The organism is Pseudidiomarina indica (assembly GCF_900104245.1).
Taxonomy (GTDB): Bacteria; Pseudomonadota; Gammaproteobacteria; order Enterobacterales; family Alteromonadaceae; genus Pseudidiomarina; species Pseudidiomarina indica.
Map to the genome: position 1 here is coordinate 265,115 of NZ_FMXN01000001.1, position 24,934 is coordinate 290,048.

The 24,934-nt window shown below is 48.8% G+C and carries 27 protein-coding genes; 9 read left to right on the plus strand and 18 right to left on the minus strand.

Annotation, left to right across the window (positions count from 1 at the left end):
- Positions 1-5: 5 nt before the first annotated feature.
- From phhA to pspA, 5 genes are all read right to left on the minus strand, one after another.
- On the minus strand, positions 6-809 hold the full coding sequence (gene phhA, locus BLP64_RS01190) for a phenylalanine 4-monooxygenase (protein WP_092590897.1): 804 nt from the start codon (positions 807-809) through the stop codon (positions 6-8).
- Positions 802-2,046 (minus strand): methionine gamma-lyase, encoded by a 1,245-nt coding sequence (megL, locus tag BLP64_RS01195; RefSeq protein WP_092590899.1) that lies wholly within the window; start codon positions 2,044-2,046, stop codon positions 802-804. The genes phhA and megL overlap by 8 nt, the downstream gene beginning before the upstream one ends.
- Before the next feature lie 187 nt (positions 2,047-2,233).
- On the minus strand, positions 2,234-2,629 hold the full coding sequence (gene pspC / locus BLP64_RS01200; protein ID WP_092590901.1) for an envelope stress response membrane protein PspC: 396 nt from the start codon (positions 2,627-2,629) through the stop codon (positions 2,234-2,236).
- Positions 2,626-2,862 carry an envelope stress response membrane protein PspB gene (pspB, locus tag BLP64_RS01205; protein WP_092590903.1) on the minus strand — a complete coding sequence of 79 codons (237 nt, stop codon included), beginning with the start codon at positions 2,860-2,862 and terminating at the stop codon, positions 2,626-2,628. The genes pspC and pspB overlap by 4 nt, the downstream gene beginning before the upstream one ends.
- Before the next feature lie 72 nt (positions 2,863-2,934).
- Positions 2,935-3,612: a phage shock protein PspA gene (pspA, locus tag BLP64_RS01210; RefSeq protein WP_092590905.1), complete on the minus strand. Its 678-nt coding sequence runs from the start codon at positions 3,610-3,612 to the stop codon at positions 2,935-2,937.
- A 213-nt stretch (positions 3,613-3,825) separates the two neighbouring features.
- Here pspA and pspF point away from each other — a divergent pair, with 213 nt between their 5' ends.
- The 7 genes from pspF to putP are packed head-to-tail and all read left to right on the plus strand — an operon-like array spanning position 3,826 to position 11,746.
- Complete coding sequence (gene pspF / locus BLP64_RS01215; RefSeq protein ID WP_092590907.1) at positions 3,826-4,908, plus strand: phage shock protein operon transcriptional activator; 1,083 nt, start codon at positions 3,826-3,828, stop codon at positions 4,906-4,908.
- 3 nt (positions 4,909-4,911) lie between these two features.
- Positions 4,912-6,531, plus strand: a complete 1,620-nt coding sequence (locus BLP64_RS01220; RefSeq protein WP_092590909.1) for an ABC transporter substrate-binding protein — start codon at positions 4,912-4,914, stop codon at positions 6,529-6,531.
- Positions 6,518-7,543 carry an ABC transporter permease gene (locus BLP64_RS01225; protein WP_092590913.1) on the plus strand — a complete coding sequence of 342 codons (1,026 nt, stop codon included), beginning with the start codon at positions 6,518-6,520 and terminating at the stop codon, positions 7,541-7,543. The genes BLP64_RS01220 and BLP64_RS01225 overlap by 14 nt, the downstream gene beginning before the upstream one ends.
- Positions 7,533-8,432 (plus strand): ABC transporter permease subunit, encoded by a 900-nt coding sequence (locus BLP64_RS01230; RefSeq protein WP_176754874.1) that lies wholly within the window; start codon positions 7,533-7,535, stop codon positions 8,430-8,432. The genes BLP64_RS01225 and BLP64_RS01230 overlap by 11 nt, the downstream gene beginning before the upstream one ends.
- Positions 8,429-9,424 carry an oligopeptide/dipeptide ABC transporter ATP-binding protein gene (locus BLP64_RS01235; protein WP_176754875.1) on the plus strand — a complete coding sequence of 332 codons (996 nt, stop codon included), beginning with the start codon at positions 8,429-8,431 and terminating at the stop codon, positions 9,422-9,424. The genes BLP64_RS01230 and BLP64_RS01235 overlap by 4 nt, the downstream gene beginning before the upstream one ends.
- Positions 9,417-10,196, plus strand: a complete 780-nt coding sequence (locus tag BLP64_RS01240; RefSeq protein ID WP_092590915.1) for an ATP-binding cassette domain-containing protein — start codon at positions 9,417-9,419, stop codon at positions 10,194-10,196. Before BLP64_RS01235 ends, BLP64_RS01240 begins: the two co-directional genes overlap by 8 nt.
- 26 nt (positions 10,197-10,222) lie before the next feature.
- Positions 10,223-11,746 (plus strand): sodium/proline symporter PutP, encoded by a 1,524-nt coding sequence (gene putP / locus BLP64_RS01245; RefSeq protein WP_092590917.1) that lies wholly within the window; start codon positions 10,223-10,225, stop codon positions 11,744-11,746.
- Between the two features lie 72 nt (positions 11,747-11,818).
- Here the strand turns inward: putP and BLP64_RS01250 are convergent, their stop codons facing one another.
- The 3 genes from BLP64_RS01250 to BLP64_RS01260 are packed head-to-tail and all read right to left on the minus strand — an operon-like array spanning position 11,819 to position 14,489.
- Positions 11,819-12,865 carry a patatin-like phospholipase family protein gene (locus tag BLP64_RS01250; protein ID WP_092590919.1) on the minus strand — a complete coding sequence of 349 codons (1,047 nt, stop codon included), beginning with the start codon at positions 12,863-12,865 and terminating at the stop codon, positions 11,819-11,821.
- A gap of 16 nt (positions 12,866-12,881) precedes the next feature.
- On the minus strand, positions 12,882-13,946 hold the full coding sequence (gene recA / locus BLP64_RS01255; protein ID WP_092590921.1) for a recombinase RecA: 1,065 nt from the start codon (positions 13,944-13,946) through the stop codon (positions 12,882-12,884).
- 60 nt (positions 13,947-14,006) lie between these two features.
- Positions 14,007-14,489: a CinA family protein gene (locus tag BLP64_RS01260; protein WP_092590923.1), complete on the minus strand. Its 483-nt coding sequence runs from the start codon at positions 14,487-14,489 to the stop codon at positions 14,007-14,009.
- Between the two features lie 52 nt (positions 14,490-14,541).
- On the opposite strand from BLP64_RS01260, the gene mutS reads away from it, so the two are divergent.
- A complete protein-coding gene (mutS, locus tag BLP64_RS01265) occupies positions 14,542-17,112 on the plus strand; it encodes a DNA mismatch repair protein MutS (protein ID WP_092590925.1) in 2,571 nt (856 codons plus the stop codon).
- Here mutS and rpoS read toward each other — a convergent pair.
- The 9 genes from rpoS to ftsB are packed head-to-tail and all read right to left on the minus strand — an operon-like array spanning position 17,109 to position 23,463.
- Entirely contained in the window at positions 17,109-18,077 is a 969-nt protein-coding gene (gene rpoS / locus BLP64_RS01270) for an RNA polymerase sigma factor RpoS (RefSeq protein ID WP_092590927.1), read from the minus strand. The two genes, mutS and rpoS, sit on opposite strands and share 4 nt — an antisense overlap.
- Complete coding sequence (locus BLP64_RS01275; RefSeq protein WP_233340070.1) at positions 18,074-18,964, minus strand: peptidoglycan DD-metalloendopeptidase family protein; 891 nt, start codon at positions 18,962-18,964, stop codon at positions 18,074-18,076. The genes rpoS and BLP64_RS01275 overlap by 4 nt, the downstream gene beginning before the upstream one ends.
- A 13-nt stretch (positions 18,965-18,977) precedes the next feature.
- Entirely contained in the window at positions 18,978-19,556 is a 579-nt protein-coding gene (locus BLP64_RS01280) for a YqaA family protein (RefSeq protein ID WP_092590931.1), read from the minus strand.
- Positions 19,553-20,188, minus strand: a complete 636-nt coding sequence (locus BLP64_RS01285) for a protein-L-isoaspartate(D-aspartate) O-methyltransferase (protein WP_092590933.1) — start codon at positions 20,186-20,188, stop codon at positions 19,553-19,555. Before BLP64_RS01285 ends, BLP64_RS01280 begins: the two co-directional genes overlap by 4 nt.
- Complete coding sequence (gene surE / locus BLP64_RS01290) at positions 20,185-20,940, minus strand: 5'/3'-nucleotidase SurE (RefSeq protein ID WP_092590935.1); 756 nt, start codon at positions 20,938-20,940, stop codon at positions 20,185-20,187. The genes BLP64_RS01285 and surE overlap by 4 nt, the downstream gene beginning before the upstream one ends.
- Before the next feature lie 4 nt (positions 20,941-20,944).
- Positions 20,945-21,979 (minus strand): tRNA pseudouridine(13) synthase TruD, encoded by a 1,035-nt coding sequence (locus BLP64_RS01295; RefSeq protein WP_143001056.1) that lies wholly within the window; start codon positions 21,977-21,979, stop codon positions 20,945-20,947.
- Entirely contained in the window at positions 21,972-22,457 is a 486-nt protein-coding gene (gene ispF, locus BLP64_RS01300) for a 2-C-methyl-D-erythritol 2,4-cyclodiphosphate synthase (protein WP_092590939.1), read from the minus strand. The genes BLP64_RS01295 and ispF overlap by 8 nt, the downstream gene beginning before the upstream one ends.
- Before the next feature lie 2 nt (positions 22,458-22,459).
- Positions 22,460-23,167, minus strand: a complete 708-nt coding sequence (ispD, locus tag BLP64_RS01305) for a 2-C-methyl-D-erythritol 4-phosphate cytidylyltransferase (protein WP_092590941.1) — start codon at positions 23,165-23,167, stop codon at positions 22,460-22,462.
- An 8-nt stretch (positions 23,168-23,175) separates the two neighbouring features.
- On the minus strand, positions 23,176-23,463 hold the full coding sequence (gene ftsB / locus BLP64_RS01310; protein WP_092590943.1) for a cell division protein FtsB: 288 nt from the start codon (positions 23,461-23,463) through the stop codon (positions 23,176-23,178).
- A 106-nt stretch (positions 23,464-23,569) separates the two neighbouring features.
- Here ftsB and BLP64_RS01315 point away from each other — a divergent pair, with 106 nt between their 5' ends.
- Entirely contained in the window at positions 23,570-24,298 is a 729-nt protein-coding gene (locus BLP64_RS01315; RefSeq protein WP_092590945.1) for a sulfite exporter TauE/SafE family protein, read from the plus strand.
- Here the strand turns inward: BLP64_RS01315 and BLP64_RS01320 are convergent.
- The gene (locus BLP64_RS01320; RefSeq protein ID WP_092590947.1) at positions 24,295-24,921 is read right to left on the minus strand and encodes a hypothetical protein; all 627 of its coding nucleotides are present in this window, start codon (positions 24,919-24,921) and stop codon (positions 24,295-24,297) included. The genes BLP64_RS01315 and BLP64_RS01320 overlap by 4 nt on opposite strands.
- Positions 24,922-24,934 lie beyond the last annotated feature (13 nt).

Consider the following 24,934-nt stretch of genomic DNA (forward strand, 5'->3'; position numbering starts at 1 on the left):
GTTAATTAAGCTGCGCTGGTTTTATTCTTTGGTGGAAACTTGGGTTCAAACAGCCCCAACGTCATGGCTTCATGCACCAAAGCCATAATATCCATTTCAGCAATTTCAAAGAGTTCTTCGGTGCTACCCAAGGTGTAATAGATGGGTTGCATAATATCGATCCGATATGGGGTCCGCAATGCGTCAAGCGGCTTTAACGGCTTACGCTCTGGCTTATCACTGAACATGGCGTACTCCGTTTCACCCGGTGAGGACAAAATCCCGCCGCCATAAATACGCAATCCTTCGGCGGTTTGAAGTAACCCAAATTCCACGGTAAACCAATACAAACGCGCTAAATAAACACGCTCTTTAGGCGTCGCATTTAATCCCAACTTACCGTACTGATGGGTAAAGTGAGCAAATGCCGGATTCGTCAATAACGGACAATGGCCAAATATTTCATGGAAAATATCCGGCTCTTGTAAGTAGTCAAATTCCTCACGGGTACGGATAAAGGTTGCGACCGGGAACTGTTTATTAGCTAGCAGTCGGAAAAACTCATCAAATGGAATTAACGCAGGAACCTGAGCCACTTGCCAGCCCGTTGTTGCTTCCAATACGCGATTAATTTCATGCAATTGCGGAATGCGATCGCGAGGCAGGTCAAGCAGCTCGAGGCCATGTAAATACTCATCACAAGCTTTACCAGGAACAATGCTCAACTGACGAGTGATCAGATCACGCCAGATAGCATTTTCTTCATCGCTCCAGGCAATAATGCCGTTCGCGTCGGGTTGATGTGACACGTATTGACTTGACTTACTCATGGCTCACCAGCTCCTTATTCGTCTGCTGTGAAAGTGATTGGCAATTCATCAGCGCTTGCTCAAGGTCGGCAAGAATATCTTCGACCGCTTCCAGCCCTACCGACATGCGAATTAGGGTATCGCTAATGCCCGCAATGGCACGTGCTTCGGGCGTATACGGCGAGTGAGTCATGGAAGCCGGATGCTGGATCAAAGTTTCAGCATCCCCCAAACTCACCGCCAAGGTAATTAATTGCAAACTATCCAACACCTGCCGCGCGGTTGCCAAGTCGCCATGCAATTCAAAGGCGATCACTGCGCCAGCACCATACATTTGTGTGCCCATCAAGGCTTGGGCAGGATGGTCGGCAAACCCTGGGAAGTAGACTTGTTTCACCGCCGGATGCGCACGCAAGTACTCAGCGACTTTGACGGCATTATGACAATGCCGTTCCATGCGTACATCCAAGGTCTTCAATCCACGTAAAATTAACCAGGCATCATGAGGGCTCATAGTTGCGCCCATATCTTTTAACGTGGTTAATTTAATCAGCTCAATATCTTCTTCGCTGCCACAGACAATGCCCGCCACCACATCGCCATGGCCATTCAAATACTTGGTGGCACTGTGTAATACCAAGTCGGCCCCTTGGCGTTTCGGCTGCTGCAATAAGGGGGTCATGAACGTGTTGTCGACCACGACGCGCGCACCAACCTCATGGGCAATGGCCGCGATGGCGGCAATATCTAGCACCTTTAAATGTGGGTTCACTGGCGATTCAAGAAATACCAAGCGGGTATTGGAGCGAATGGCCGCCCGCGTTTTTTCTAAATCAGCCATATCCACAAAATCGACGGCAATGCCAAAGCGAGTAAATAGCTCCGAAAATAACGCAAAGCTACAACCATAAATGGCATCAGAGACCAAAACGTGGTCACCCTGCTGCACAAACGCCAGCATGGTCGCCGATACGGCCCCCATACCAGTCGCTGCTGCCGCCGCTGCAGGAAACCCTTCCAACGCGGCAACTCGAGCTTCGAGTTCCGTCACTGTGGGGTTTCCTAATCGGGTGTAGATATAACCGGATTCTTCCCCGGCGAAACGGGCTGAACCTTGCGCCGTATTCGCAAAGGAAAACGTCGCGGTTTGATAGAGAGGTGCAACCAATGACCCAAACTCATCCCGACGACGACCGCCGTGAATGGTAAGAGTTGCTGGCTGCCACTGCTGCGATTTATCTTTATCGTTATTGCGCATGGGCAGAAAATCTCCTTGTTGTCTGCCTTCAGCTTGCATAGTGAATGAAGAATAGGCAACTGCACAGAAACAGAACAACACCTATTCGCTGTAACGTAAATTTTCCACTTCAACAAAAAAACCCCGCTGCTAGCCATGCTAAACAACGGGGTTGTTCACGAGTGAGTTGATGCGCTGTGATAAAAAATTATAACTGATTCAATTCTCGATCAATTTTGTACGAATTCGACGTCACATAATGTTCCATGCGTTGCAGTGATTTCTCCATTGCTTGAAACTCCTGCTGAATCTCTTGCAATGCTCGCGTCGGTGCTTCACCCGCTTCCCACACTTTCGTTTTAACGCCAATCTGTGACGTATTTAGTGCTGCGGGCTCGGGCTTTTTTTCGTCGAGAATAAACCACAATGCAATATAGATGACAGTGACAAAACTCGAGCTAAAAATCAGTGCCGTGACTGCAATAATGCGCACTAACCACACTTCAATATGATAATGCTCGGCAATGCCAGCACAGACTCCAGCAATTTTCCCTTTCGCTTTATCGCGCATCAATGTGCGACGTGTTCCACTGGACTGACTCATACTCGGTCCCTCCACTTCGGTGACTCTGCATCAAGAATCGATTCTAAGGTTGCAATGCGGTCACGCATCCGTTCTGCCTGCTGCGCTAACTCTTGCAGTTGTACTAATTCTTCTTCACTGAGCCCTTGACTGATTTTACGCTGACTGCGGTAATGCATAATGACCCAAAGGGGTGCCACAAAGATCATAAATAAAATAATGGGGGCACCAATGATCGCTGCGATACTTTCCATATTAATGTCTCTTGTCATTCAACTTAATCGGCGGGGGATTGATTCCCCCATCCGTTCGTACTGGCTTCGAAGTTAAGCATTATCCTCTGCTTTTCCCTTCTGAATCCGCGCTTTCAAAGCGGCTAATTCATCATCGATCTTTTCATCAGTTTCGAGTTGAGCAAATTCATCACGAAGGGTTTTCTTGCCGAGATCATAGGCTTCAACTTGTGACTCAAGATCATCAATTTTTGATTCAAATCGTTCGAAGCGCAACATTGCATCATCAATTTTTCCACTATCAATGCGTTTTTTCACTTCCAACCGACTGCTGGCAGCTCGTTGACGCATGATGATGGCTTTTTGACGCGCTTTCGCATCCGCCAATTTTTCTTGTAACTGCCCCACTTCTTCACTTAAACGATTTAAGTGTTCATCCAAGCGACCTAGTTCTGCCTGCAAAGATTCTGCATCCGTCATCGCTTTTTGCTTTTCAATCAGAGCCAAGCGCGCTAAATCTTCGCGATCTTTACTGAGCGCGAGTGTTGCTTTCGCTTCCCACTCAGCTGCTTCTTTCTCAAAGCGTCCCAGTTGGCGTTCCGTGTCTTTCTTCTCTGCAATTAAGCGAGCCGACGTTGAACGGACTTCAACCAGGGTGTCTTCCATCTCTTGGATAATCAGACGAACCATTTTTTCTGGATCTTCCGCTTTATCCAATAAGGCATTGATGTTTGAATTTACGATATCTGTAAAACGTGTAAAGATACCCATTGTGTGTTCCTCATTTAAACTCTATGAAACATAAATTAACTTTCGCTTGGTTTTAATGCAGATACCATGCCAACTTTTTCATCACGACGAAATCCCTTTAATTTCAATCGTTTTAGCGTATTATCAAAAAATCATTTGACGCAGTCCACTTATGAAATACACTAATATTTAGTGAAATTCACTAATAACAACAATGAATGTGTGGTACTTCCTATGAGTCGCTTTGGCGCCGCTGAAAATTTAATTGGGGAAGCAAATAGCTTTCTGTCTGTTTTAGAGCAAGTTTCCCAAATCGCCCCGTTGCACAAACCCGTCCTTATTATCGGTGAACGTGGCACCGGTAAAGAGTTGATTGCGGCGCGGATACACTACTTATCCAAGCGCTGGGAACAAAACTATGTCAAGCTTAACTGTGCAGCACTCAGCGAAAGCTTATTAGAGAGCGAATTGTTTGGCCATGAAGCCGGGGCGTTTACCGGAGCACAAAAACGTCATGAAGGTCGCTTTGAACGCGCGGATGGGGGAACTCTCTTTCTCGATGAGCTTGCCAACACCTCAGCGTTGGTGCAAGAAAAAATACTGCGTGTGATTGAATACGGTGAGTTTGAGCGGGTGGGCGGCGCTAAAACCATTCGCGTCGATACCCGTCTTATTGCCGCCACCAATGAAGACTTGCCCAGCCTTGCTGAAGCTGGAAAGTTTCGGGCGGACCTATTGGATCGGCTGGCCTTTGACGTGATTACCCTGCCCCCATTACGAGAACGGCGGGAAGATATTCTGATTTTAGCCGAACACTTTGCCATTCAAATGGCGCGTGAGCTGGACTATGAACTATTTAGCGGCTTCACCGAACAGGCCAAGCAAACCTTATTGGACTACCATTGGCCAGGCAATGTGCGGGAATTGAAAAACGTGATTGAACGTTCCGTGTATCGCTTAGGCAGCGGTCATTTGGCCTTGCATGACATTATTCTTGACCCCTTTGCGAGCCCTTATCGCCCGCAACCAGCGGCACATCGTCAACAATCGAGTAAGCCACAGGCAACCCCGATAACTCTGGAAGCAACACCAGCATCGCCGACTGCCGCCAAGCCCGCGCAATCATTTCAACTCGATTTCGACCAACAGCCAGTGGATTTTAAAACCCTCACGGCCGATTTCGAAATTGATGTGTTACAACGCGCCTTGCAACATGCGCAATTTAACCAAAAGAAAACGGCAGATATCTTGGGGTTAACCTATCATCAGCTACGCGGTTATTTGAAAAAATATCAACTACTAGAAGGCCAAGGATAGCTCATGACACGCTGGCTGCTTGCCGCAGTATGCTTATCCTTGGCTGGCTGCGGTCCACTCAAAACCCATGAGCAGATCATTCATGATGGACTGGTGTATTGCTCAGAGGGAAACCCAGAGAGTTTTAACCCACAGTTAGATACCTCAGGAACAACGGTTGATGCCACCTCGGCGCAACTTTATAACCGTCTCATTGATTACGATGCCGAACAACAGATCTTTGTGCCAGGCCTTGCTCACCGGTGGGAAACGCTCGATCAGGGACAACGCTATCGCTTCCATTTACGGCAGCAGGTGAACTTCCACCACACGCCTTGGTTCAGTCCAACGCGCCCTTTTCAAGCTGAAGATGTTCTATTTAGTTTTCAGCGGTGGTTGGATCCGCAGCATCCCTATCACACCATCAATGGCGGCCAATACCCCTTTTTCCGTGCCAGTGGCTTAATGCAGTTAATTGCCCGGATCGAAATAATTGATCCCTGGACCGTTGATTTTGTTCTCACGCGAATTGATAGCTCTTTTCTTGCTAATTTAGCCACTGATTTTGCGGTGATTCTATCCGCAGAATATGCGCAGCAACTCACTGAGCAAGGCACTCCTGAATTACTCGATCGCCAACCGGTGGGAACGGGACCGTTCCAATTTATTGAATTTCGGAAAGATTCATTTATTCGTTATGCAGCGAATCCTAGTTATTGGCAAGGAAAACCAGCTGTGAACCATTTAGTCTATGCCATTACTCCTAATGCCAATAAACGTATGCTGAAATTGCTTACGGGAGAATGTGATGTCATTGCTTACCCTCTGGTACAAGAGCTAGAGCAGCTCGATGATAATACGACGATTAAGGTGACGCGTTCAGCCAGTCCTAACCGCGCATTTTGGGCATTTAATACCGCCCGCCCACCTTTTGATCAGACGTTGGTACGGCAAGCGCTCGCGCATGCGATTAATCGACCTGCAATGATTCAGACCATCTACCATGGGCAAGCACAACTGGCGGCTGGCATCTTGCCGAGTACTTCTTGGGCCTACCAAGCGAATGCGACGGGTTATCCTTATGATCCTCAACGCGCGAAAGAATTGCTCAAGCAAGCGGGGTTTCCAAATGGATTCACCATGTCAATTTGGGCCCCCGCCATTCAACGGGTCTATAACCCAAACGCCTTGCGCATGGCGGAATTAATGCAAGCAGACTTAGCCCAAGTTGGTATTGAAGCTCAAATTATCAGCTATGAATGGAATACCTTTCGGCAACGTATGGCGCGCGGTGAACACGACACCGCACTCATCGGTTGGGTTGCAGACAATGCCGACCCTGACAACTTTTTACGCCCCCTCCTTAGTTGTGAAGCAGTCCGTTCGGGCGCCAATCGGACGAATTGGTGTGACCCGGACTTTGACCAGCAACTCTTAGCGGCAATTCAGTTGACCGACAAGGAACAGCGCCAGCAGTTATACCAACGCATTGAAACCCATGTAATGCACCAAGTTCCGTTGCTCCCCATTGCCAGTTCGCTGCGCTTTGAAGCTCACCGACAAAATATTACTGGGGTTGAACTTCCTCCTTACGGCGGTATTCGCTTTGGCAACGCGCGGAGGTTAACCCATGTTCCGCTTTAGTCTACGGCGCATTCTATTATTCAGCATCACCCTCTGGCTGCTTTCCATTTTTACCTTCTCGTTAAATTACTGGTATCCAGGGAATACCCTCACCAACATGAGTGGTGTGACTCCCGCAATGGATACCTATCACGATGAAGCCAACGCGCGCGCGATGGATAGCACAATTTTTCGTCAGTATGGCCAATATATTGCCCATCTAACACGCGGTGATTGGGGGCTTTCATTAACCAGCCAAGAACCTGTTTTCCCCCGTCTGATGCAGCAGTTAGGTGCTACCGTAGAACTCATGATTCTAGGAGCCTTGTTGGCCGTGTTAGTTGGTGTCCCGCTCGGTGTCTATGCTGCCTTACAACAACGCCAATGGCAGGATCGACTCATTCTCAGCTTGAGTCTCAGCACCTATTCCATTCCAGTATTTTGGTTCGCACAGTTGGCCATTCTGCTCTTTGCAATTCAGTTAGACTGGAGTCCTGTCACGGGTCAAATTCACCCGTTATACGCCATTGACACCCAAACTGGCTCAATTCTTGTTGATATTTGGCTGAGCGATATACCGTACCGAGCTTCCGCGTGGGTCAATGCACTCAAGCATCTTTGGCTGCCAACCTTAGTCGTCGCGTTGATCCCATTAACCATGTTAGTTCGCATGATCCGCAGTGCGGTGCTCGATACCTTGCAGCTCAACCACATTAAAGCAGCCCGAGTTCGCGGGCTCAGCGATCGCACCATTTTAGTAAAACATGTCTTACCCACCTCCATTCAACCGGTGCTGCGCGAAGCCGGGTTACAATTTAGTGTGTTAGTGACAAACATCATGATTGTTGAAGTAATTTTTAATTGGCCGGGTATTGGCAGTGCGTTAGTCAAAAGTATTTTTGAACGTGATTACCCTGTGTTGCAGGGCGGAGTAATTTGTTTAGCGATGCTTATCCTAGCGGTTAACTTTGCCGTTGATTTAATTCATGCATGGCGTTTTCCACAAGTGCGAGATGTCATTGATGAAGACTAAACATGGAATTTATTATCAGTTTAAAGCCCCCTCGCCATTACTGATGATTTGGCGAGAGTTTCATGCCAACCCGATCTCGGTTGCCGCCTACTACCTGTTAGCAGTGATTGTTCTTGCCATGCTATTGGCGCCCATCCTAGCCCCCTACTCGCCTGAATGGCAGTTTACCGATGTGATCTATCTTCCGCCGGCCTGGCATCCTGAAGGTGAAATGCGCTTTGTTTTTGGTACCGATGATCTCGGCCGCGATATTCTGTCGCGAGTCCTGTACGGGGCGTGGTACAGCCTTGGCTACCCATTGATTGCGACATTTATTGCTGCCTTTATCGGCACCACAATTGGCGCATGGGCGGGCATGAGTCGTGGCGTTCAATCATCAACGCTCACCCATTTTTTGGATGTGGTCTTAACCATACCGTCGTTATTATTAGCATTGGTGATTGTGGCGATTTTTGGTCCATCGCTCCATACAGTCATGATCGCCATTACGCTCGTGTTAATTCCACAATTCATTCATAGTGTCCAGAATGCGGTCTACACCCAACGAGCCAAAGAATATGTCATTGCTGCTCGGCTCAATGGTTGCTCGCGCAGTTACATACTTAGACGTGTCATCTTTCCGAATATCACCTCGGTGATTGTGGTGCAGCTGACCTTTGCTTTGTCGACCGCCATTCTTGATATTGCCGCACTCGGTTTTCTTGGCTTGGGTGTGCAATCACCGGCTCCCGAGTGGGGCACCATGCTAGCGCGCAGTCTCGACCATATGTACCTAAACCCATGGTCCATGCTCCTGCCCGGACTGATGTTATTTGTGACCGTTCTCTCGATTAATATACTCGGAGATAATTTGCACCGCGCCATTCAACAACAGGAACGTTTGTCGTGAATCCCATTCTAGATATCCGTAACCTCACCATTGCTTTGGAAAGCCCCGAAGGTCCCGTCAAGGTACTTGACGGGTTTAATTTGCAATTAGCCGAGGGGGAAATCCATACCCTTGTGGGTGAGTCGGGATCTGGTAAAAGCTTATTAGCGAAAGCGATTCTTGGTTTTATTCAACCTAAGTGGCGAATCACCGCCGATCGCCTGTGGTGGCGGCAACAAGATTTACTTGCCATGACAACCTCACAACGCCGGGCAATTACAAGCCAAGACATGGCGATGATTTTTCAAAATCCAGCCAGTTACCTCGACCCCTATGTGCGTGTTGGTCACCAATTAGAAGAAGTCATGATGCGGCGGCAGTCCACCAGATTGTTTCGCCGTAAACGGGAGCAACGCGAACAACTGAGCCAGCTCCTTCAACAAGTTGAAATCGATGATATAGATGCCATCTACACCAGCTACCCGTCCCAGCTATCCGATGGCGTGGCACAAAAAATTGGGGTCGCAATGGCATTGGCCCATCGCCCTAAGTTCTTAGTTGCCGATGAACCTACATCGGCTATGGGCCCGTATACGCGTCACCAAATCTACCAGCAATTAGCGCGGTTGAATCGCGATGATGGCATGAGCATTTTATTGATCACCCAAGATCTCACCAGCATGATGCCACAAACCGAACGCTTAAGTTTTATCTACTGTGGGCAGCTCATGGAAGTGGGGCCGAAAGACGAGTTACTATCCAGACCACGGCATCCTTATACCGATGCCATGTGTAAAATGAGCTTTCTGGATCAGTCCTACCCCGCAAAAACCAAGCTCCCCACTCTTCCCGGAGCAATACCAACCAGCCAAAATCTACCCATTGGTTGTCGGCTTGGCCCACGCTGCCCCAATGCCCAACGTATTTGTGTTCAACGTCCTGAGCTCCGGATGTCTAATAAACGTCAATTCGCCTGCCATTATCCCTTAGGTGACGGAGATGATAATGAGTAACCTGTTACAGATTCATAATCTGACCAAGTATTACGTCAAACAAGTGGGTTGGCTGAAACAACAACGGATTTGTGCGCTGGATGCAGTGAGCTTTACAGTGCGGCAAGGAGAAACCGTTGCGATTATCGGCGAAACAGGGTCTGGTAAATCGACTCTGATTAAGTTAATTGCAGGCATTGATACGCCCCATGCGGGTTCCATCGCATTGAATGGCACCCTACTAAAACCTTATGACTACAAATCACGTTGTCAGCAAATCCGTATGATTTTTCAAGATGGTTTGGCCTCACTCGATCCACAACGCAATATTGGCCAACAATTATTAGAGCCATTACGGTTCAACACCGATTGGCCTTTGGCGAAACAGCATCAGCATGTTCTCGCAACTCTAGAACGGGTCGGATTACTCGCTGAACATTTTGATTTTTATCCGCATATGCTCGCCAGTGGCCAGTTAGCACGGGTTTGTATCGCGCGTGCCATCCTTTTAAACCCGCTAGTTATCGTGGCAGATGAGGCACTCAGCGCATTGGATCCGTCCATCCGTGCGCAGATTATAAACTTACTTATTGATTTAAAAAAAGAAATGGGCGTGTCGTTTATTTTTTCATCCCATTCTCCGGAGCTCGTGCGCCACCTTGCAGACAAGATATTAGTATTACACCATGGTAAAATGCTCGAGTTTGATACAACAGTAACGCTGATAACAAAGCCTAAGCAGCCGCTTACTCAAGCCTTGCTGCATATGGAAAACTTAAGAAAAAGCGTCTAAATACACAACAACATAGGAGTTTTAACTTGGAAACAGGTACGCTCTTCTCGCTTGCCGCCTACTTTATTGCGATGTTAGCAATTGGCTATTATGCGTATAAAAAAACAACCAATGACGTATCTGGCTATATGCTTGGTGGACGTTCACTAAGTCCCAGCATTACAGCTCTTTCCGCAGGTGCATCCGACATGAGTGGTTGGATGCTCATGGGGTTACCAGGTGCGATTTACGTGTCCGGGGTATCGCAAATTTGGATTGCAGTGGGCTTACTCATTGGTGCCTATCTGAACTACATCATTGTTGCACCACGGCTAAGAACCTATACCGTCGTCGCCAACGACTCCATCACCATCCCTGATTATTTTGCGAATCGTTTTGATGATAAAGCACGAGTCCTCCGCGTCTTCTCATCATTGGTTATTATTATCTTTTTTACCTTGTATACCTCGGCCAGCTTAGTGGCTGGTGGTAAATTGTTCGCCAGTGAAGCTTTTGGCATGGATTACCATTTGGGCTTGTGGGTGACCGCAGGGGTCGTTTGTGCCTATACCCTATTTGGTGGCTTTCTAGCAGTATCCATGACCGACTTTGTCCAAGGGGTGATTATGTTCGTCGCCTTGGTCTTAGTTCCCGCTGTCGCATTCTATGAATTAGGTGGCATTGTAGAAACCACAACTATGGTGCAATCCATTAACCCTAACTTCACTGAGCTTTTCCGTGACGCCGCTATTGCGGACCCACTCTTGAATCAATTGAGTATTCTGGGAATTATCTCCCTGCTCGCATGGGGGTTAGGATATTTTGGTCAGCCTCATATTATTGTTCGATTCATGGCGATTCGTTCGCTGAAGGATATTCCAACGGCACGTCGTATCGGTATTGGTTGGATGCTGATTTCGATACTCGGCGCATTAGCAACCGGGTTTGTCGGTATCGCTTACGTTGCCCAGACGCAAATGACATTGAGTGATCCTGAAACTGTTTTTATTATTTTCTCACAGTTTTTATTTCACCCTCTCATTACCGGCTTCCTGCTCGCAGCTATCTTGGCCGCCATAATGAGTACCATTTCATCTCAATTATTGGTCACCTCGAGCTCACTCACAGAAGATCTGTATAAGGCCTTTTTACGTCGGAATGCCAGCGATGCTGAACTCGTGATGATTGGACGAATCTGCGTTCTCTTAGTTTCCGTGGTGGCGATTATTCTTGCCTGGAACCCAGATAACACCATTCTTGGCTTAGTTGCGAATGCCTGGGCTGGTTTTGGAGCAGCCTTTGGGCCGGTCGTTATCTTAAGTTTGTTCTGGAAGCGAATGAACAAGCACGGTGCACTTGCTGGAATGGTCGTGGGGGCTGCTACCGTATTGTTCTGGATTTACATGCCAGTACTGGAGAATGGCGCAACCCTTAGCAGCTGGATGTACGAAATTATCCCTGGCTTTGTGTTATCCACGATTGCGGTGGTTGTTGTAAGCTTAATGACCAAGCAACCCTCTGAAGAATTACAAGCAACTTTTGATGCCATGGAGCAGCAATTGCGTCAATAGTAAGGCCAATTAAAGCAAATAAAAAAGGCGCCAATCGGCGCCTTTTTTGAAAGTGTCAGTTGTTTTTTTGCGCTAACTACCGCGCCGTTCTTTATACAGTTCTAATTCCGCCAGAATAAAATCTTTCATTCGAATCGTTGTTTCATATCCCACTGCAATGGCTTCATTCCCCCGCTCAAACTCCATGAGACTAATCTGTCCCAATTTTGGTTGAATTAAGATATCAGGCGGGTCACCAGCCAATCGCGCTTTGGTAATACGTTCTTGCATGATATCAATTGAACCTGACATCACGCCAAGCATGCCCGGTGCTTTATGAAGATTACCGTTCATTTTTTCCATCATCGCATCCCAATATTGCTGGCTATGGGAGAGGAAGTTATGAAAGAACCCAGGTTCAGATTGATCCCCTTCGTCCGTCTTTTGCGGGTCGACCGTGGTCTCTGAGGGCGGCGTATTATGCCCGTATACATCGACCTGTGGTTGATCTTTGGCTGTCACATCATGGGTTGGTTCTTTGGGAGCAACATATTTGCTCCGCGCTTCAATGGCCGAGGTATTGAGTTGAGAGTTCAAGTTCACGGCAATCACAAAATCAGAGCCTAGCGCTCGGCACAAGGAAACAGGGACAGGATTCACCAGAGCGCCATCAACTAACCAGCGCCCGTTCAGTGCTGTTGGAGCCAACAACCCCGGCATGGAGCAAGATGCACGGGCAGCTTCATAGACATCCCCTTTGCGTAGCCAAATTTCACGGCCGCTATAGAGATCGGTCGCCACTGCGCCATACACCAAAGGCATGTCTTCAATATCAATCGAGCCAATCACTTCACGTGCGCGACTGAAAACCTTTTCACCATGGATAAGCCCCCCATGGTTAAATCCGAAATCTAACAGATTGAAAACTTCCCAGCGATCCATGCCTCGGACCCAGCTTTCAAGATCACTGAGTCGGCCTGCCGCGAAGGCAGCGCCGACCAAGGAGCCAATCGAGGTTCCAGCCACGAGGTGAACATGAACCCCCATTTCTTGCAACGCTTGGATAACACCAATATGCGCCCACCCGCGCGCCGCTCCTGAACCAAGTGCTAATGCCACTTGAACATTGGGGGTCATCATGTTCTTACCTCTCAACTCATTCGATTAAATCGTCATCCAATAAAGTTTTATCAACGACCAATTCGCCCCCTTCAGCTTTGCCTTCTGGAATTGGCTTCGCTAAAAGCTGTTCACGAATTTGTTGTTCTATCTCAGCGGCAATCTCAACATTCTCTTGCATAAAACGCATTGCATTCGCTTTACCTTGACCAATTTTATTGCCTTTATAACTATACCAAGCGCCCGCTTTATCAATGATTTTCTGTTTTACACCCAGATCGATGAGCTCGCCTTCTTTTGAAATACCTGTGCCATACAATATCTGGAATTCTGCTTGTTTGAACGGGGGAGCGACTTTGTTTTTCACAACTTTAACACGCGTTTCGTTCCCGACCACTTCTTCCCCTTCTTTCACCGCACCAATTCGGCGAATATCAAGACGTACAGAAGAGTAGAACTTCAGCGCGTTTCCACCAGTCGTCGTTTCTGGGTTACCAAACATAACCCCAATTTTCATCCGGATCTGGTTGATGAAGATACACAAACTATTTGATTTTTTAATGTTGGCAGTTAGCTTACGCAACGCCTGAGACATTAAACGTGCTTGCAAACCAACGTGGCTATCGCCCATTTCCCCTTCAATTTCTGCTTTCGGGGTTAATGCAGCTACTGAGTCAACGACCACCACATCGACCGCACCGGAACGAACTAACATATCGCAGATTTCTAACGCTTGCTCACCGGTATCGGGTTGTGAGACCAAGAGCTCATCAACATTCACCCCAAGCTTTTCTGCATACACAGGATCAAGCGCATGCTCCGCGTCAACGAAAGCACAGGTCTTGCCCATTTTCTGTGCTTCAGCAATCACCTGTAACGTGAGTGTTGTTTTACCGCTGGATTCTGGTCCATAAATTTCAACCACTCGGCCAAAAGGTAATCCGCCAATCCCTAAGGCAATATCAAGAGTTAATGAACCGGTCGAAACAGATTCGATATCCATGGCTTGGTTATCACCAAGACGCATGATAGAACCTTTACCAAATTGGCGTTCAATTTGACCTAACGCCGCGTCAAGTGCTTTTTGTTTATCGTTGCTCATGATAATGTCCGTTCTGTTGCAAAATATATGATCCATAGTGTACTGTAAATTTATACAGTATCAAGTTATTTTTTTAAAACTCAATAACGCTTCTGCAATGGTCGCTTCGCGAATGGCTGCACGATCGCCTTCAAACTGCTGGGACCAGGTGATGCAGTGCTCCGCCCAAGCCAAACCAAACCACACCAAGCCGACTGGCTTTTCGGGAGTCCCACCGCTTGGGCCCGCCACCCCTGTTACTGCAATGGCTAGGTCGGCACCACTGTGCTGCAATGCACCTTGCGCCATCGCTGCAGCTGTTTCTGCAGACACTGCGCCATAGCGAGATAACGTTGTTGCTGGCACCCCGACCAAGCGTTGTTTCAACTCATTCGAATAAGTGATAAACCCTCCGGCAAACCAATTCGAACTGCCGGCAATGGCACTCATAGCATAACCAATTCCGCCCCCAGTGCAGGATTCGGCAGTGACCACCTGCCAGCCTCGCTGCAACAGCCATTGGCTTAAATCTACTGCTAATTCTTGGACTGATTGTGATACCATCTCAGTACACCTTATCCTGTGATAACTCGGGTAAATACGGATAATAACAGGCATGTCGAACACTACAACAACGATACCGATGAATTCTTCTCACACCCCTATGATGCAGCAATATCTTCGGATTAAAGCCGAACATGCTGATACGCTATTATTCTATCGTATGGGTGATTTTTATGAACTCTTCTATGACGATGCCAAACGTGCTGCAGAGCTCCTGGATATTACCCTCACCAACCGCGGCCAAAGTGCGGGCCAACCCATTCCCATGGCAGGCGTCCCGTACCATGCTGCCGAGGGCTATCTCGCGCGCTTGCTGGAATTAGGCGAATCGGTCGCAGTCTGTGAGCAAACAGGCGATCCTGCCACCAGTAAAGGGCCAGTTGAACGGCAAGTGGTACGTATTTTAACGCCAGGAACGCTCACCGATGAAGCCCTCTTACCTGCGGCACAAGAAAGTCTGTTAGTCGCGATTTTACCGGGCTCTCCCATCGGGATTGCCAGCCTTGATATGGCCAGTGGACGTTTTACCGTCCTTGAAGTGGCCACCTTTGAGCAACTCACGGCCGAACTCGAACGCCTGCAACCCGCAGAAGTACTTTATCCTGAAACTTGGGATTGGAGTGAGCAGCAACTGAATTGTGCGTGTTGCCGACGCCGCCCGGAATGGGAATTTGAACCGGTCAGTGCCCGCGCGATTTTACTGCGCCAATTCCAGGTGGCACATTTAGATGGATTTGGCATTACCCATCTCACCCAGGCTATCGGAGCTGCTGGCGCCATTATTAATTACGTGCGGATGACACAGCGGGCGGCCCTGCCCCACATAACCAGTATTGTGGCGGAGCGGCATGATGATGGCATTTTACTCGATGCCGCCACCCGTCGTAATCTCGAATTAGTCCGCTCTCTGAGTGGCCAAAAAACCTCGTTATTTGACGTTATTAACAGCACCAGTACCGCCATGGGCAGCCGCCTATTGCAGCGCTGGCTGCAACGCCCCTTACGAGACCAAAATATTCTTAATCAACGCTATGATGGCGTGGCGACCTTACTGCAACTCGATCACGCTCAGCTTCATCAGCAATTACGCCAAATTGGCGATATCGAGAGAATCCTTACCCGCATTGGCTTGCGCACTGCCCGGCCGCGCGATTTAGCACGCTTACGCTTGGCTCTTACCGTGCTACCGGAGGTTCAAAAAACCCTAGATCACCCCAGCCTACAACCCTGGCGACAAGGCTTACAAAGTTTCCCAGAATTGGCGGACTTGCTTACGCAAGCGGTGGTTGAGCAACCTCCTCTGTTAATTCGTGATGGTGGTGTTATTTGCGATGGCTTTGATGAAGAACTTGATGAGCAACGCCAGCTTGCCGCAGGCGCCACGGACTTCTTGCAACGTATCGAAACCCGAGAGCGACAACGGACTGGTATCGCGACGCTGAAAATTGGTTTCAATAAAGTACATGGTTATTACTTAGAAGCCAGTCGGGCCGCTCAAGCCCAAATTCCGGCCGATTATCAACGACGCCAAACATTGAAAAATGCGGAACGTTATATTATTCCGGAACTGAAAACCTATGAAGATAAAGTGCTACAAAGCCAAAGTCGTGCCTTAGCCCGTGAAAAATGGCTGTATGAGCAATTATTAGAACAGGTTGCTGAGCACTTGGTTGCGCTGCAAAAAACGGCTCGAATCCTCGCCGAGATTGACGTATTGCGGTGTTTCGCGGAACAAGCCGAACGCTACCAATATAGCCGCCCTGAATTAACCCAACGCATTGGGATTCAGTTAACTGCAGCACGCCACCCAGTCATTGAGCGCATGCAACAGGAACCGTTTATTCCGAACGATGTCACTCTGTCACCGACGGAGCGGTTGATTTTAATTACCGGTCCAAATATGGGGGGTAAATCAACTTACATGCGTCAAACCGCCCTCTTAACCATCCTCGCCCATTGCGGCAGTTTTGTCCCAGCCGAGCGGGCGGTGTTTGGTCCGGTCGATCGTATTTTCACGCGGATTGGAGCTTCCGATGACCTGGCTTCGGGGCGCTCAACTTTCATGGTGGAAATGACGGAAGCTGCAAACATTCTACATAACGCCACGCAGTATAGCTTGGTGCTCATGGATGAAATTGGCCGTGGTACCTCAACCTATGATGGACTTGCTTTAGCTTGGGCGTGTGCCGATGCGCTCTTGAATCAGAATCAAGCGATGACGCTCTTCGCCACTCATTACTTTGAGTTGACCCAAACCATTGGTCGAGCACCCGGTGCCGTCAATGTGCATGTTGAAGCCATCGAACATGAAGACACCATTGCTTTTCAGCATCAAGTGAAGGAAGGCGCCGCTAGCCGAAGTTTTGGAGTGCAAGTTGCACAATTAGCAGGCTTGCCTTTGCCGGTGTTACAACAGGCAAAAACCTATTTACAGCAGCTTGAAAAAACGACTCCAGCAAAGACTTCTGCGCAACAAGTGCAGCCAGTTGAAACGCCTGAACCGGTAGCAGCGCCCCCGAGTGAACTCGAACAAGCATTGCAGCAGTTGGATATTAACCAACTGACGCCAATGGCTGCATTAAATTGGTTGGCGCAGTGGCAACGCCACCTGAAGAACGATTAATCGCGGTGAAACAACGCGTCGAGACTCAAGCCTTGTTGGCGCAACATATCCCGTAAGCGGCGCAAGGCTTCCACTTGAATCTGTCGAACGCGCTCACGCGTTAAGCCAATTTCACGGCCGACATCTTCCAACGTCGCTGGTTCATATCCGAGTAAACCAAAGCGGCGCGCTAGGACTTCTCGTTGCTTATCATTCAACCCTTCCAACCACGACATCACATGATCACGAACTTTCTGTTCCTGCATTTCTCCTTCAGGACCATAATCATTTTCGTCCGTCAGCATATCGATCAATGTTTTATCGTTATCGTTGCCGCCAATGGGTGAATCGACCGAAGTTACCCGCTCGTTCAGCCGTAACATGCGATTCACGTCATCCACGGAAACATCCAATTTTTCTGCAATATCTTCGGCGGTGGGTTCATGGTCTAGCGTTTGAGCCAGTTCACGAGCAGCTCGCAAATAACTGTTCAGCTCTTTGACCACGTGAATAGGTAAACGAATGGTACGCGTTTGATTCATGATGGCCCGCTCAATGGTTTGACGAATCCACCAAGTCGCATAGGTCGAAAAACGGAACCCGCGTTCGGGATCAAATTTTTCCACGGCTCGAATAAGCCCTAAATTACCTTCTTCGACTAAATCTAGTAATGCGAGGCCACGGTTGGTATAACGGCGGGCAATTTTGACCACCAACCGAAGGTTACTCTCAATCATTCGCGCCCGTGCCGCAGCATCACCCTTGCGCGCTAATCGAGAAAAATAAACTTCTTCTTCGGCAGTTAATAACGGGGAGTACCCAATCTCACTTAAATAAAGTTGGGTGGCATCCATTTTTCTCTGATAAGTGCTTCCACTCGCAATGATTTCGTCAAATGCCTCATCACTATCTTGAGCCTGTTCGTGCTCGACCGATAGCAACTCTTTGGCATCGACGTCGTCTATGTCATCCTGATCTCGACTCATTGTGTCCCCCTAGGCAAATAATGCCGAGGATTCACTGACTTGCCCCGGAAGCGCACTTGAAAATGCAACTTCACACGCTCAGCATCAGTGTCCCCCATGGCAGCGATTTGCTCACCCTTATTAACCCACTGCTGCTCTTTGACAAGCAACTGCTGATTATGTGCATAAGCAGTAATATAGTCATCATTGTGTTTTAGAATAATGAGTTGACCATATCCTTTTAAAGCATTTCCTGCGTAGACCACTTTACCGGCTGCTGCTGCATATATTGGAGCGCCGCGCGTACCCGCAATGTCCAGCCCTTTACTCCCTGTCTCAGCGCTAGAAAATTCTCGTAGAACCTTCCCGGTTGCAGGCCATTGCCAGACGATATCCTTACTTGCCGGCAGTGGTGGTTCAGCACGCGTTGGTGGCGAAATCTGACCACTGGATGAGGGAGCCTGCACCCGGGCTGGCTGTTTTTTATTCTCTTTAACCTTTTGTTCACCATACCCTTTCCCTGAAGTGGAAGCAACGTTTTGTGATGCCGACGGGGTCGGTGTACTTTTTTTAACCACTGTCGTTGAGCGTGTTTGCGTCGATCTTGATGTGGAGGTTGGCGTGGACACAGGTGTTACTGGCGGGGCCGAAATACGAAGCTTTTGTCCAGGCTGGATGGTATAAGGGGCGTTTAGGCGATTCCATTGCGCCAAGGTGCGGACATCTTCATTCGCCCTAAAGGCAATTGAATAAAGCGTATCCCCGGCTTCTACCACATAAGAGTCACCGGTTAAGCTTGCGGGTTCAAAGTCATGAATCGTTTTGCCTTGATAAAGACGAGTGACAGGGGCAGGTTCCGTCCGCTGAGCACAACCTGTTAGCACCACCATGGATGCTAACAGAGTCACCCCAATCTTTCGCCTAACGCATCCACACATATGCAATGATGGCAAGAACAACCACCCCCCAACCGATTCTATCTACATAGGTTCGTAGTCGAGCCGCCATCGCGGGACCACCGGTCTTCATCAGCCACGCAACCAAGAAGAAGCGTAACCCACGGCTCAGCGCCGAACCAATTACAAAGGGAATCAGGGCGATACTTAACATCCCTCCGGTCACCGTAAATAATTTATACGGTAATGGTGAAAAACCAGCAATAAAAATAATCCAAAACCCATATTGTTGGAACCAAGCCGTCACCTGAACCAGCTTTTCTTGATAACCCGCCCACTCGACAATAGGGAGAACCACAGGCTCGAAGAGAAAGTAGCCCAGCCAATAACCGGTTAACCCGCCCAATGCTGAAAATATGGTCGTCAATCCCGCAAAGTACCATGCGCGCTGTGGCTGGGTCATAGCCATTGGCGCTAGCATTACGTCCGGTGGAATGGGGAAAATAACTGATTCAGAAAAACTCAACCCAGCTAAAATTGCCGGGGCACGTCGATGTTGTGACCAACTCAATACTTTGTCATACAGCCAACCAAAAATTTTCATATGGGTGCTCCTGGCACTAATGGCACGAATTTCACTTCGGCCAATTCCTTGTATTCAAACTCGTCGCCAAAACGACGCACCACGATGAGTCGTTGAATCCTTTCCCCAACGGGAATAACCATCACTCCACCATCGCTCAATTGCTGGAGTAATGCGGTTGGCATTGTACTAGCCGCTGCGGTCACAATAATCCCATCAAACGGTGCTTTACTCGGCCAACCTTGCCAACCGTCGCCATGCCGCATCGAGACATTATGTAAATCCAGTTTGTTCAAACGACGTTTGGCTTGGTATTGTAACTCAGCGATCCGTTCGACCGAATACACATGATCCACCAGCTGCGCCAATATTGCAGTTTGATACCCGCTCCCAGTGCCAATTTCTAAGACATTTTGGCATTGGTGCTGAATCAATAATTGCGTCATGGAGGCGACCATCAACGGCTGCGAAATAGTTTGCCCATTGCCAATGGGGAGCGCGGTATTCTCGTACGCTTTATGCGCCAGTGATTCAGGCATAAATAAATGCCTCGGGGTGACTTGAATCACATCCAGCACCCCAGCATGAGTAATTCCTTCGGCCCGCAAGCGTTCCGTTAACCGACGAGCCATTCCTTGAAAGTTATGAATCATGACGATGTTTCTGAGAGCCAATCGGTTAAAGTAGTTTGATGACGTTGAGCCGTCATATCCAGGCTGATCGGGGTGATGGACACATAGCCTTCACGAACCGCATGAAAATCCGTGCCTTCAGCATCATCCAATTGACGACCAACAGGGCCGTACCAGAAGATATCCCGACCAAACGGGTCCTCACTTTTCACCATGGTTTCAGCACGATGACGACGCCCCAACCGAGTGACTTTATAGCCCTTCAATGCCTCATAAGGGACTGCCGGCACATTAATATTCAGAATTGTATCGAGACGCAGCGGCTCATGAGCCATCCGTGTCACAATATTGGCAACCACCCGTGCGGCCGTGTCATAAAACTCGTCGGAACGTGCCCCCATGGATACCGCAATGGCAGGCAAGCCCATAAACCGCCCTTCCATGGCTGCGGCAACGGTGCCAGAGTACAGCACATCATCCCCCATATTAGGGCCATCGTTAATGCCTGAAACGACGAGATCCACATCGTCTGCTAACGGTGAGTTCGTCCCCAAATGCACGCAGTCTGTTGGCGTCCCGTTCAACGAATAAAAGCCATTCATCAGTTTTTGCAAACGCAACGGATTATGTAAGGTTAGCGAATTACTCGCACCACTACAGTTGCGATCTGGGGCGATCACACGCACCTGGGCAATATCTTTCAGACGTAAATATAATGCTTCGATACCCGGGGCATGAACGCCATCGTCGTTACTAACTAACAACTTCATCATGTGTTTAATTACCTTGTCTTGATTCATCCATTAGCTCGCGCAGGACACTGGTTGCAAAGCTACCGCGCGGTAAGGTGAATGCGAGTTCCACTGAATTTTCTGTTAACCAGCGTAACTGCGGCTGCGTTAACGACAATAATAGGGGACGACGAGCGTGTTCAACCCGTTGTTTTACAACGCCTTGATACAATTCTGGAGCCTTTGCGCAGGCTGCTTGCTCTAGCTCCGCAATGGCGGCTTGCGTTGGCCATGCACCTTCCCCCGGCAGCGCCGCTGTGAGCATAATATCACCCTGTTCATACCGCTTAAACAAGGTGTCGTCTAACTGCTCAACAATAAAATAAGATTGGCTCCCCTTCAGCATCATGGCATCTCCTAGTTCCGGAGTTAAGCGTTGTTGAGCAATGCGTTCACTCACAATCTCGTTAAATAACCATGACCGAGCTGCAGAGAGGTACATGCTGATTTGATTGCGATTCAAGCGACGCTTCAGCAGCCCCGCAAACCAGCGTTGCGCCATGACGACATTTTGCTGGTCTCGGCCAAACCGCTGCTCCCCAAAATAATTAGGGACGCCCCCTGCCACCACTTGTTCCCAGCGTTGCTGGAAGGCTTCTGAATCCGAAATAGCACGAATCACAATCACAAAATGATTTGCCCGATGAGTCCCACGTTTCAATTTGCGCGGTTGAATCACTGCCTGCATCACTTGAAATTCATCGTGCTGGAGTTCATGCCAGGCTAATAATGGTTTTCCTGGCAGTTGCACCGAAAACCATTGATAGGTTTCCGCATGCCGATCTTTCAATCCTGAATAACTAACATCGCGCTCATGCACCCCGGCAAATTTTGCGAGCTGAGCAGCAACAAAGGTGGTGTTTGCCCCGACCTTTTTGACCCATAACCACTGGTGTTCCCCTTGTTGCAATGCAGGATCAGCAACAGGGAGTTCTAACTCTTCAGTGACTTTGAAATCGGCAGGACTCGCTTTAAATTCCCCTTGCCACATTGGCGCTCCATACAAGTAGGCATTAGTCACGCGTTTGCTCCGGCTTCAGCAGAGCCACGGCATAACACGCAATTCCTTCACGACGACCAACAAAACCTAATTTTTCAGTGGTCGTTGCTTTCACATTAATTGCCTCAATAGGAACTTGTAGTAATTCAGCAATTCGAGCTCGCATGGCGGGAATATAGCTAGCCAACTTAGGTGCTTGGGCAGCAATCGTCACGTCTGCGTTCCCCAGCCGGTAATGCTGCTGTTTTACCAATTCATAAGCGCGTTGAAGTAAGACACCGCTGTCAGCACCCGCGTACTGGTCATCGGTATCCGGAAAATGCTGGCCAATATCACCAAGTGCCATGGCTCCTAACACTGCATCCGTCAGTGCATGTAACACGACATCACCATCAGAATGTGCCTCGAGGCCAAATTCATAGGGAACACTAATACCACCCAGCATCATTGGCCCGGTTCCACCAAAGCGGTGGACGTCATAACCATGCCCTATTCGCATGCCTACTCCTTCGTCTTTAATGTTAAAAACAGGGCAGCTAATGTTTCATCTCCCGGATGAGTCACTTTAATATTAGTGGCGCTGCCTTGCACCAATTTAGGCCGCCCGCCGAGGCATTCGATAGCCGAAGCTTCGTCGGTCAGCTGAGGATGAAATAATCCAACTTGCTCAAATGCGTGCAATAGTTGTTCAGTCCGAAAAACTTGCGGCGTTAGCGCACGCCATAAGTGATCCCGAGGCACACTTTCATGGCTCAGTTCAGGCGCATCGGGGGCCGCTCGTTTAATGGTATCCGCAATAGGCATCGCAAGCAAAGCCCCATCAGCATGACGAATTCCAGCATCGAGCACCCGAGTTAATTCATCGCGTTGTAGACAGGGGCGAGCGGCGTCATGGACTGCCACCCATTGATAGCCTGCAGCATGTGCAGCATGAACACCGGCATAAACTGACGCAGCGCGGGTTGCTCCGCCATCAACAAAATAAAGGTTTTCGGAATGCGCAAAATTGAGTTGCTGGAGCCAAGGGTCGTTGGGTGCGGTGGCAATAAAAATCGCCTCAACCCGCGGGTCTTGGCGCATTGCTGCCACACTATGCTCTAATAAGGTTTGTTGGCCTATCCGCAAGTATTGCTTAGGCTGGGTCAACTTCATCCTTTGCCCTATCCCAGCGGCGGGGATGACTGCGGCAACCCGGACATGATTTTCCATATAACGCACTAGTTCTTAGTTGGGTTGACTGGGACAATTCTAAAAAATGTTTCGTGGGGCTGAATTAAACCGAGTTCATTACGGGCACGTTCTTCGAGTGCTTCTTGGCCCTCGCGTAAATCCACGATATCAGCAGCTAGCACTTGATTGCGTTGCATCAGTCGCCCATTTGTTTCGGCCTGTCGCAGAACATCTGACTGCAAGTGCCAATAATCTGGTAGGCTATTCTTACCGAACCAAAGTCGATATTGCAACGCAATCAAAACAACGATAAAAATTAATTTTAATAATCGCATGAACGCCCCCGTCGCTGTGATCATTATTGTGTCTGTTGTTCCAGCGCTGGAAGTAGTATATCGACCTTTCTAACAAAGCCCAACGTTTATTCAAGGCAGATCATTCATGGAATACCTCGTCATCGCGCTCATTATGTTCTTAGGTGCGTTTTTACAAGGCTTAACTGGCTTTGGCTCGGGATTAATTGCCGTGCCATTATTGGTGCTCTATTTACCCCTCACCACCATCACGCCCACCTTGTCGATTGTCAATCTGCTCATGGCAACCTATCTCAGTTGGGTGTTACGCCGACATATTCACTTAACACAATGGCGTTGGCTATTAGTAACTGGCGTGTTGGGAACCTTGGTTGGTAACTTATTACTCGCCCACGTGAATCTGGTTGGCTTACAAGTTGGTATGGCGCTCTTGGTGATGTCCGTCGCTATTTGCTTTTGGTTTGGTGTGCAATGGCAGCTTGCGAACACCCCGCGCTTGCAAGGGACGACAGGCCTGTTAGCAGGTTTTAGCAATGGCGCGCTCACCTTGGGAGGTCCTCCCGTGGTGTTATTTTTAACCAGCCATCGCCTTGCCCGAGATAGCTTCCGAGCCACGTTGGCAGTATTTTTCTGGGTACTGGCCCTCACCAATGTCATTTCGTTTAGCGTTCAGCAACGTTATGAAGTTTCACAACTCCCAATTTTGCTTGCCTTACTAGCGGGCATGGGAATTGGGACAGCACTGGGCCATCAAGTCAGTCGTTACCTTTCAGAATCCCTGTTTCGGCGGATCACTTTGGTGTTGGTGTTTAGCGCAGGCGCTATGGCGCTGTTTAGTGCGTGGCAGAGTTCTTAAAAATTCACGCGCGTGGCAAGTAGCACTTCGCGGAGCGCTAGGGTACGAGGGTCGATACGGCCTTTATGATTCCATTGATGTCCGCAAAAGGCGGGAGCTAATGTGGTCGCGTCTGGGCGCAATAAAAACAACTGCTCGTGCTCCGGCTCTAAACAGTTCCCTGAAAACGAAAACCAGCCATGCATGTTGCAATGCACGCGTTGCTGTTCATGATCAATCCGGTCAATGGAGTCTAAGCGTGCTTGTTGGATAGGAGTTCGCAAATCATAAACCGGCACCGTATCACCAAGGCGAGCGGCTTGGGCTAACCAACGTTCTAATTTTTTTGGTTGGGTTGCTGTCACTGCCAAACGACGTTTTTGCGGAGCTTGCCAACTCGCATTTTGAATATCGAGGGAATAAGGAGCGTCGCTTTCCAGCATGCCTAATGCGGCATTACGCACATGGTAAGGCAAGCTTTGTAAGCGGCGTTGTAGAAAGGCAACGGAGACCTGCTGCAACTGAGCTAAATGTACCAGTTCACGCTCATACAACGCCGTACTGATTTCAGCAAACGCAGCAGCGCTGACACCAGAAACTGATGCCAGATGAAGCTGCTGAAAAATATCCCCTTGCTGTGTCACTGGTGTGACCTAC

Coding starts and splice junctions, on each gene's coding strand:
- BLP64_RS01240 (WP_092590915.1), top strand. CDS start 9,417: ATGAGTAACCTGTTACAGATTCATAATCTGACCAAGTATTACGTCAAA.
- pspC (WP_092590901.1), bottom strand. CDS start 2,629: ATGAGTCAGTCCAGTGGAACACGTCGCACATTGATGCGCGATAAAGCG.
- pspB (WP_092590903.1), bottom strand. CDS start 2,862: ATGGAAAGTATCGCAGCGATCATTGGTGCCCCCATTATTTTATTTATG.
- surE (WP_092590935.1), bottom strand. CDS start 20,940: ATGATGAAGTTGTTAGTTAGTAACGACGATGGCGTTCATGCCCCGGGT.
- BLP64_RS01260 (WP_092590923.1), bottom strand. CDS start 14,489: ATGGTATCACAATCAGTCCAAGAATTAGCAGTAGATTTAAGCCAATGG.
- phhA (WP_092590897.1), bottom strand. CDS start 809: ATGAGTAAGTCAAGTCAATACGTGTCACATCAACCCGACGCGAACGGC.
- pspA (WP_092590905.1), bottom strand. CDS start 3,612: ATGGGTATCTTTACACGTTTTACAGATATCGTAAATTCAAACATCAAT.
- BLP64_RS01220 (WP_092590909.1), top strand. CDS start 4,912: ATGACACGCTGGCTGCTTGCCGCAGTATGCTTATCCTTGGCTGGCTGC.
- BLP64_RS01230 (WP_176754874.1), top strand. CDS start 7,533: ATGAAGACTAAACATGGAATTTATTATCAGTTTAAAGCCCCCTCGCCA.
- BLP64_RS01280 (WP_092590931.1), bottom strand. CDS start 19,556: ATGAAAATTTTTGGTTGGCTGTATGACAAAGTATTGAGTTGGTCACAA.
- megL (WP_092590899.1), bottom strand. CDS start 2,046: ATGCGCAATAACGATAAAGATAAATCGCAGCAGTGGCAGCCAGCAACT.
- ispF (WP_092590939.1), bottom strand. CDS start 22,457: ATGCGAATAGGGCATGGTTATGACGTCCACCGCTTTGGTGGAACCGGG.
- BLP64_RS01225 (WP_092590913.1), top strand. CDS start 6,518: ATGTTCCGCTTTAGTCTACGGCGCATTCTATTATTCAGCATCACCCTC.
- recA (WP_092590921.1), bottom strand. CDS start 13,946: ATGAGCAACGATAAACAAAAAGCACTTGACGCGGCGTTAGGTCAAATT.
- rpoS (WP_092590927.1), bottom strand. CDS start 18,077: ATGAGTCGAGATCAGGATGACATAGACGACGTCGATGCCAAAGAGTTG.
- ftsB (WP_092590943.1), bottom strand. CDS start 23,463: ATGCGATTATTAAAATTAATTTTTATCGTTGTTTTGATTGCGTTGCAA.
- ispD (WP_092590941.1), bottom strand. CDS start 23,167: ATGGAAAATCATGTCCGGGTTGCCGCAGTCATCCCCGCCGCTGGGATA.
- pspF (WP_092590907.1), top strand. CDS start 3,826: ATGAGTCGCTTTGGCGCCGCTGAAAATTTAATTGGGGAAGCAAATAGC.
- BLP64_RS01285 (WP_092590933.1), bottom strand. CDS start 20,188: ATGATTCATAACTTTCAAGGAATGGCTCGTCGGTTAACGGAACGCTTG.
- BLP64_RS01250 (WP_092590919.1), bottom strand. CDS start 12,865: ATGATGACCCCCAATGTTCAAGTGGCATTAGCACTTGGTTCAGGAGCG.
- BLP64_RS01315 (WP_092590945.1), top strand. CDS start 23,570: ATGGAATACCTCGTCATCGCGCTCATTATGTTCTTAGGTGCGTTTTTA.
- mutS (WP_092590925.1), top strand. CDS start 14,542: ATGTCGAACACTACAACAACGATACCGATGAATTCTTCTCACACCCCT.